This is a genomic window from Nocardia sp. NPDC002869 (assembly GCF_046764065.1).
GTDB classification, from domain to species: domain Bacteria; phylum Actinomycetota; class Actinomycetes; order Mycobacteriales; family Mycobacteriaceae; genus Nocardia; species Nocardia rhamnosiphila.
Genome location: NZ_JBKOOL010000213.1, coordinates 1 through 8,251, shown reverse-complemented (window position 1 = coordinate 8,251; position 8,251 = coordinate 1). Strand labels below are relative to the sequence as shown.

Sequence of the window (8,251 nt, the reverse complement as noted above, 5' to 3'; positions counted from 1 at the left end):
GGGTGCCGTTCCGCGGAACGGCACCCGACCGGGGCGCGACGGGCCAGGAGCAGCGTCAGGCCGGAACGAGGACCTTCGCGCCGTCCTCTTCGGCGGGACGCGATGTGTGATCGTCGACCATGGTTTCCTCGTCGAACGGCAGTTTCCGGTCCAGGACGTCGCGCACCTGGCCGAAGTCCACGGTCTTTGTCCAGGTGCCGACCAGCAGCGTGGCGACCGCGTTACCGGAGAAATTGGTGAGCGCGCGGGCCTCGGACATGAAGCGATCGATGCCGACGATCAATCCGACGCCGTCGAGGAGTTCGGGCCGATGGCTCTGCAGCCCGCCGGCCAGGGTGGCCAGGCCCGCGCCGGTGACACCGGCCGCACCCTTGGACGCCACGATCATGAACACCAGCAGGCCGAGTTGTGCGCCCAGGTTCAACGGCTGCCCCATCGCGTCGGCGATGAAGATTGAGGCCATGGTCAGATAGATGGCGGTGCCGTCCAGGTTGAACGAATAGCCGGTCGGTACGACCACGCCCACGGTGGTGCGCTGCACCCCCAAATGTTCCATTTTCGCGATCAGCCGCGGCAGCGCCGATTCCGAGGAGGAGGTGGCCACGATGAGCAGATATTCGCGGGCGAGGTAACGGCACAGTTTGAAGATCGACACCCGGGCCACCAGCCGCAGCAGGACACCGAGGACCCCGAAGACGAACAGCAGGCAGGTCAGGTAGAACGCGATCATCAGGGTTGCCAGCTGGACCACGGCTTCCAAACCTGTCCGGCCCACCACATTGGCGATCGCGCCGAACGCGCCGATCGGGGCCAGCCAGAGAATCATCGACAGGATGCGGAAGACCAGCTTCTGGATCAGCGCGACGCCGCGCAGGATCGGTTCACCGGCCGAACCCATGGCCTGCACCGCGAACCCGACCAGCAGCGCGACGAACAACGCCTGCAGCACACTGCCCGCGGTCAGCGAGGAGACCAGGGTCGTGGGGATGATGCTGTGCAGGAATTCCACGGTGCCGCCGGCTCCGTGCGCCTCTTCGGCGTACTTGGCGCCCTGGCCCGCCGACTCGGTGATGTTCAACCCGGTGCCCGGATCGAGTAGATTGCCGACCAGCAGTCCGATACCCAGGGCCACGGTGGACATGGCCAGGAAGTACCCGAGGGCCAGGCCGCCGACCTTGCCGACGGTGGCGGCCGCGCGCACCGAACCGATACCCAGGACGATGGTGCAGAAGATCACCGGCGCGATCATCATCTTGATCAGGTCGACGAACATGGTGCCCAGCGGTGCCAGCGCGCGGCCGGCTTCCGGCGCGAGCCAGCCGACCAGTATGCCCGCCAGGACGGCGACGATCACCGCCAGATAGAGCCAGTGGGTGCGATCCCGCCGTGTTCGAGTCCGGTCCTCCATGACCTGGTCTCCTCCCGAGTCGTAGTGCGCGGGCGGGGTGAACCCGGCCACCACGCCCTGTGCAATGGTGGACCGATACGTGACATCCGTCACGCTTTTGTGCATTTCGTTCAGCGGAGGAGCTCGTGCGAACCGGTCGATGGTCCCTGGCGGGGCAGGTCTTCGTCCTGCAACTGGTGTTGTTGGCGCTGGTCACGGCGCTTTGGGCCGGATACGCGGTGCTGGACGCCCGGCGTGAGGGCGACCGGACCGTAACTCGCGAGGTGACCGATATCGCGGTGAGCGTCGCGGCGGCGCCGTCCACCGCGGCCGCGGTGCGGTCCCCGGACCCGACCGCCCTGCTGCAACCGGTGACCGAACAGATCCGGCAGGCGACCGGCGTGGATTTCATCGTGGTGATGGCACCCGACCGCACCCGGTTCACCCACACCGACCCGGCGCGCATCGGTCAACCGTTCAGTGGGAATATCGACCGCGCGCTGGCCGGTGCCACTTTCACCGAGATCTATACCGGTAGCCTGGGCCCCTCCATCCGCGCGGTGACCCCGGTCTACGCCGATGGGCGCGTGATCGCGCTGGTCTCCGTGGGGGTGACCCGGGCGGTGATCGGGGAACGCTTCACCGCGCAGTTGCCCGTCATCGTGGGTGTGACGGCCGTGGGCCTTTTCGTCGCCGCCGCCGGGTCGCTGTTGCTGAACCGCCGCTTGCGCAGGCAGACCCGGGGCCTGGCCCCCGCGCAGCTGTGGGCGATGTACGAACACCACGACGCGGTACTGCATGCGGTCCACGAGGGGTTGCTGGTCTTCGGGCCCACCGGTGAGCGAGCGGAGGTGGTCAACGACGAGGCCCGCCGGTTGCTCGAACTGCCCGAGGGGCCGGTGACCCGTGCCGATCTGCCCGCCTCACTGCGAGACCTGCACCGGCGGACCGTTCGTGACGAAACGCATGTGACCGCCGACCGGGTGCTGCTGGTCAACCAGGATGTCGTCGATCTGGGCCGCCGCGCGCAGGGCACGGTGACCACCATCCGTGATCACACCGAATTGCGCACGGTCCTGGGTGAACTCGATACCGTCCGGGGTTTCGCCGAATCGTTGCGGGCCCAGGCGCACGAATCGGCCAATCGGCTGCACACCGTTGTCACCATGGTGGAGCTGGGTCGTTACGACGAAGCGGTGGAATTCGCGACCGCGGAACTGGAGTTGTCCCAGGCGCTGATCGATCGGCTGCTGGCCGAGGTGGGCGATCCGGTGCTCGCGGCCCTGCTGCTGGGCAAGGTGAACCAGGCGGCCGAGCGCGATGTCGAACTGACCGTGACCGCGGATACCGCGATGGATTCGGCGGCGCCGCTGTCCACCCGGGAGGCGGTGACCCTGGTGGGGAATCTGATCGACAATGCGATCGACGCCGCGGCCGGCAGTCCCGACGCCTGGGTCGAGGTGACCGCCCGCGCGGACGCGACAGCGCTGACGGTCCGGGTGGCCGACAGCGGCCCCGGTATTCCGCCGGAGAGTTTCACCCGGGCCGCGGAACGCGGATACTCCACCAAGGCCCGGCACCACGGTCTGGGCCTGGCGCTGGTGCTCGGGCTGGTCACCCGCCACGGTGGCACCATCGGCACCGAGACCGCTCCGGAGAGTGCGGTCACGGTGCGCATTCCGCGGGAGGAGCGCGCATGATCCGGGTGCTCATCGTCGAGGACGAACCGCTGATCGCCGATGCCCACGCGGCCTACCTCGGCCGCCTCTCCGGATTCCGTGCGGTGGGGCACGCCCGCACCGGTCGAGAGGCGCTGCGGTCCGTCGCGGCCGCGGCGGCCGCCGGTACGCCCATCGATCTGGTGTTGCTGGATATCGGTCTGCCCGATATGAGCGGCCTCGAGGTGGCGGCGACTCTTGTCGGGCAGCGGCCGCGACCGGACGTCATCGCGATCACCTCGGCCCGGGATCTGGCCATGGTCCGCGCCGCCGTGGCCCACGGCGTGGTGCTCTACCTGCTGAAACCGTTCACGTTCGCGGCGTTCCGGGACAAACTGGAACGGTACCGCGAGTTCCACGGCGCGCTGCCCACCGGCGAAGCCGCCGCCACCCAGGACGATATCGACCAGGCCCTGGCGGTGCTGCGCACTCCCGCGCGGCAGGCCGGCACCCCGAAAGGCGTGGCGCCGGATACGCTCGCCGAGATCACCCGCGCCGTCCGCGCCGCGCCGGACGGGCTCACCGCCGCCGATGCCGCGACCTCGATCGGGGTCTCGCGGATCACCGCCTGGCGCTATCTGGAGCGGCTCACCGACGACGGCGTGCTGGACCGGCGCGCCGAATACGGCCGCACCGGCCGGCCCCGGACCCGCTATCGCTGGCGGGAATCCCGGGCCGGGCGGTCCGGCTGACCGCCGGTCAGGGTGTGGTGAGTGCCCCGACCACGGCGGTGCCGAACGCGAGGTCGTTACTGCTCGGCAGGAGGGCATAGCTGCCGCCGGTGCGCTGGGTCAGGGTGCGCAATGTATCGGTGCCCTGGCCGTCCCCGACGACGATGACGTCCACCCGGACCGGTGTCGCGGGATCGCCCGCGTCCTGGATGGCGGACAGGAGGTCTTCTCCGCTGAGCGTGGACTCGTCCTCGGGTCCGTCGGTGACGAGCAGGATCGAGTTGGTGCGTTCGGCGGCATAGGTCTCGATCGCGCCGCGATATGCCGCCAGCAACGCCGGATAGCATTCGTCGGTGCTGTCGGTGGTCGCCTCGATCTTCCCGAGCGATCCCATCAGCGTGCCGCGGTGCTCGTCGTCGAGGCGGGCGGTGCCGGCGATGACCCGGTACGGGTTGGCGCCGTCGACGTTCTTGCCGAATGTCCAGATACCCAGGCCGAAATCGGGCGGCATCACGTTGAGGGTGGAGGCCAGCGCGCCGACGGTGTTGGCCAGGCGGGTGAGATCACCTTCGGTGGTGCCCATGGAGGACGAGACGTCCACCAGCGCGGTGGCGTGCACCCCGAGTACCGGGTTGGTGAGCGCCTTACGGAGCCGGTCCAGCGCGGCGCGCGGCGGGGAGACGACCTGCGGGGCCGGTGGCGCGGCGAAACCGGCGGCGATCAGGTCCCGCTGCTGTTCGGGCCTGCGCAGGTAATCGGCGAACAGACCGGCGATGAGATTCTGTGTTTCGTCCACCCAGGGCCCGGACATGATCGCGGCCGGGTAGTCGGCCACCGGTGCCGCGCCGACGGGGACATAGGCGGTCGCGCTGCCGTTGGCCGCGAGCTGCCGCTGGGTCAGGGGTACGGCGTGCACCGGGGCCTCGGCCGGTGCGGCGGACGAGAGCGTGGTCATCGCGGCGGAGACGTCGGCGGCCTCGGGTGCGGCGGCGGCCAGACCCGACACCGCGGAAACGGCCTGGCCGGATTTCGCGGCCTCCTCGGTGAGTGGATCGGTACCGGAGATCGCGCCCGCCACAGCGGCGGCGACGGCCAGTGTGCTGTCGCCAGGAGGCAGCGCCAGCTCGAGGCCCGCCCAGCCCGGGAGGCCGATCTGATCGAGTGAACCCTGCTGCAGCCGGGGCAGGTCCGCCCATGAGGTCTGGGTGGCGGCCAGTGCGTGCCGCAGGATCTCCGGTACGGCGAGCACGATGGGACTGGACGCGATCGACTGCGGGGTGCCCTCGATGAGACCGGGTACCCGCATGGACTCGATATCGCGGCTGGACACCGGTATCCACAGCCCCGGCCGGGGGCCGAGGATGGGATTCCAGGTGGCGTTCGAGGTGAAGGCGGCCACCATATCGGCGGACGGCCGTTCGGTGACGACGACCTTCGCGCAGTGGTCGCGGACCACCGGCCGGGTCTCGTTGTATCGTGCCGCGACGTTGCGGACCGGGTCGGCGACCTCCGGATCGGCCGTCACGTCGAGGACGGCCTCGCCTTCCACGCACGTGCCCGCGGCCGCCGATCGGTCCCCGGAATCCGTGCCCAGTCGAGAACATCCGAAAACCAGTGCGACCAGGACCACCACGATAACCGCCGCGATCACCGGTCCCTTGCTCGATCTCCGGGAAGAACCGGTGCTGCGATGGGTACCCACGAGCAGTCAGTCTATGGTCCTGAACCACCCCGTGACGCACCACGGTCACGACTGGGGGGCCGCGCTCGCCGCACGGCCCCACAGCGCCCGGACCAGCTTCGATCCGGCTACTCCCGGATCATCGTGCCCCGGTCGAATTCCTGCCCGCCCCACACGCCGGATTGTCCGGTGCGCTCGGCGAACCTCCGGCATTCGGGCCGGATCGGGCAGCGCCCGCACACTTCCCGCGCATAGGCGAAGTCCTGGGACGGGTAGGGAAACCACGCCTCGTGGTTCGGGTCGCCACGGCAGGCGGCCCGATGCCATCCGCGGCTGTCGGAGACGGGCAGCAGGTCTGCCAGAATCTCGACGGTCATCTCGATCCCCTCCTCTCGTGGATCGCCTCGGTGGTGGTGGTCGTCGTCGCGAGTTGCCGCCAGACCCGCCGCTGTGCCCGGGCGAGCGGGTCGGGCGGCCGCGGCTGCCAGAGCAGCCGCATACCGGCCTCCTCCGGAGTACGGTCGGCTTTACCGGTATTGCAGGTCACGCAGCACGCGATGAGGTTTTCCCAGGTATTGGGCCCGCCCCGGCTACGCGGCCGGATGTGGTCGACGGTGTGCGCCCCCGCCCCGCAGTATCCGCACCGGTTCCCGTCGCGCCGCAGGATCGCGGCGTGGGTGGCGCGGCCCTCGGGCCGGCGAACCGCGAGATGGGACAGGTATCGGTAACGGACCAGGCGGATCGTCTCCGGCAGCATGATCTCGGTGTGCTGGGACCGGACCGGGAAAAGCGGTTGCCGGATCACAAGGGATTCGGCGATTCCACTGGTCAGCAGTACCACCGCCCGGTCGGCCGGAATCCGGGCCAACGCCTCGTAGCTGGCATTGAGCACCAGGACGCGGGTGCGTATCCAGTTGTCCGGAGTGAGCGTCGCCGGTTCGGCGACAGCGGTTGTCGGCATGGGTATCACCAGGTTTCGACGGCCCGGGACGGCCGGGACTACAACGGATGCGGGAGAAGGCGGGCGGTCAGCGCCGCTGCGGGAGGAGCCGGTCGATCGCGCGATCGCCGACGGCGGGTTCCGGCTGCCGCAACGGTTCGCCGCGGACGCCCATCGGCCGTTTCGGTGCACTGACGCGTGCCGCGGAATCGGCGTTCGACCGGGTGTCACCGGCCGGTGTGTCTGGATACAAGACCACTCCTCCCTTCTCTGTGTCGTAGCCCTGCCGGGGTGGCGGGCCGGATGGAATACATGGTGGCACAGGGCAGTAGCGGTTGTCGGCTCATTTTTTTCCGGCACCGGATCGAAGCGCCACCGCCCGGCGGGCCGGAGTAGCCGGGGGACCGCCGCGGCCGCCGGGAACGCCGCCCGGCGGAGCCCGGATGGTCACGGCGGTCCGGAGTAGAGTCCGGACCGGGCCGTCCGCGCCCCGCCCACGTGATCACCCGGCGATCGGAGCGCCGCTACCGGTCGGTAACATAAACATCGACTTTCCACCCGGTATTTCGCGGAAGTGAGGCACGTAGATGACAGAGCGGAAAAAGGTCGGCGGGCTCGAGGTTGCCACCGTTCTCCACGACTTCGTAGAGAACGAGGCGCTCCCCGGTACCGGCGTCGATTCCGCCGCGTTCTGGGCCGGCGCCGAGCGGATAATCACCGAGTTCGCGCCGCGCAACCGGGCCCTGCTGGCCGAACGCGACGAGATCCAGGGCAAGCTCGATGCCTGGCACAGCGAACACCCGGGCGCCAACTACGACAAATCGGCCTATAAGCAGTTCCTGGTCGAGATCGGCTACCTGCAGCCCGAGCCCGCCGATTTCACCATCGGCACCGCCGGCGTCGACGACGAGATCAGCAGCACCGCCGGCCCGCAGCTGGTGGTCCCGGTGAGCAACGCGCGGTTCGCCATCAATGCCGCCAACGCCCGCTGGGGATCGCTCTACGACGCGCTCTACGGCACCGACGCGATTCCGGAGACCGGGGGCGCCGAGAAGGGCACCGGCTACAACCGGGTGCGCGGGGACAAGGTCATCGAATGGGCCCGCAACTTCCTCGACGACGCGGTCACCCTGATCACCGGCTCGCATATCGGCTCGACCTCCTACGCCATCGTCGACGGTGAGCTCGAGGTCGGCCTGGAGGACGGCACGACCATCGGTCTGGCCGATGCCGGTCAGCTGGTTGGTTACCTCGGCGACCCGGCCGCGCCGCGGTCGATCCTGCTGAAGAACAACGGTCTGCACATCGAGATCCAGATCGATCCGGAGTCGCCGATCGGCAGCACCGATACCGCCGGTATCAAGGACGTCGTCATCGAATCCGCGGTCACCACGATCATGGACTTCGAGGATTCCGTGGCCGCGGTGGACGCCGAGGACAAGACCCTCTGCTACCGCAACTGGCTGGGCCTGATGAAGGGCGACCTCGCCGAGGAGGTCACCAAGAACGGCAAGACCTTCACCCGGACCATGAACCCGGACCGGGTCTACACCGCCCTGGACGGGTCCGAACTGACGGTGCACGGCCGGTCGCTGCTGTTCGTCCGCAATGTCGGCCATCTGATGACCAGCGACGCGATCCTGGACGCCGAGGGCAACGAGGTGCCCGAGGGCATCCTGGACGGCATCATCACCTCCCTGATCGCCAAGCATTCGCTGCGCGACGATGTGGCGCTCACCAACAGCCGCACGGGGTCGGTCTACATCGTGAAGCCGAAGATGCACGGCCCGGACGAGGTGGCCTTCACCAACGACCTGTTCGCCGCGGTCGAGGATGTGCTCGGCCTGCCGCGCA

The 8,251-nt window shown here is 69.0% G+C and carries 7 protein-coding genes; 3 read left to right on the top strand and 4 right to left on the bottom strand.

The genetic code is table 11. The annotated features are described in order from the left end of the window. Positions 1-55 precede the first annotated feature (55 nt). Positions 56-1,408 carry a cation:dicarboxylate symporter family transporter gene (locus ACLML9_RS26215; RefSeq protein ID WP_411948019.1) on the bottom strand — a complete coding sequence of 451 codons (1,353 nt, stop codon included), beginning with the start codon at positions 1,406-1,408 and terminating at the stop codon, positions 56-58. Between the two features lie 125 nt (positions 1,409-1,533). On the opposite strand from ACLML9_RS26215, the gene ACLML9_RS26210 reads away from it, so the two are divergent. Together ACLML9_RS26210 and ACLML9_RS26205 are read left to right on the top strand one after the other, a co-directional pair. Further along, positions 1,534-3,087 carry an ATP-binding protein gene (locus ACLML9_RS26210; protein WP_411948018.1) on the top strand — a complete coding sequence of 518 codons (1,554 nt, stop codon included), beginning with the start codon at positions 1,534-1,536 and terminating at the stop codon, positions 3,085-3,087. After that, positions 3,084-3,797: a response regulator gene (locus ACLML9_RS26205; protein WP_411948017.1), complete on the top strand. Its 714-nt coding sequence runs from the start codon at positions 3,084-3,086 to the stop codon at positions 3,795-3,797. The genes ACLML9_RS26210 and ACLML9_RS26205 overlap by 4 nt, the downstream gene beginning before the upstream one ends. Before the next feature lie 7 nt (positions 3,798-3,804). On the opposite strand, the gene ACLML9_RS26200 is transcribed toward ACLML9_RS26205, so the two are convergent. The 3 genes from ACLML9_RS26200 to ACLML9_RS26190 all read right to left on the bottom strand — a co-directional run bounded on the left by ACLML9_RS26200 (position 3,805) and on the right by ACLML9_RS26190 (position 6,418). After that, positions 3,805-5,427 carry a VWA domain-containing protein gene (locus tag ACLML9_RS26200; protein ID WP_411948016.1) on the bottom strand — a complete coding sequence of 541 codons (1,623 nt, stop codon included), beginning with the start codon at positions 5,425-5,427 and terminating at the stop codon, positions 3,805-3,807. 158 nt (positions 5,428-5,585) lie between these two features. Continuing rightward, a complete protein-coding gene (locus ACLML9_RS26195; protein ID WP_030520544.1) occupies positions 5,586-5,834 on the bottom strand; it encodes a WhiB family transcriptional regulator in 249 nt (82 codons plus the stop codon). Further along, positions 5,831-6,418: an HNH endonuclease gene (locus tag ACLML9_RS26190; protein WP_411948015.1), complete on the bottom strand. Its 588-nt coding sequence runs from the start codon at positions 6,416-6,418 to the stop codon at positions 5,831-5,833. Before ACLML9_RS26190 ends, ACLML9_RS26195 begins: the two co-directional genes overlap by 4 nt. A gap of 566 nt (positions 6,419-6,984) precedes the next feature. Here ACLML9_RS26190 and ACLML9_RS26185 point away from each other — a divergent pair. Further along, the coding region (locus ACLML9_RS26185; RefSeq protein ID WP_411948014.1) for a malate synthase G at positions 6,985-8,251 on the top strand (1,267 nt) is incomplete at its 3' end.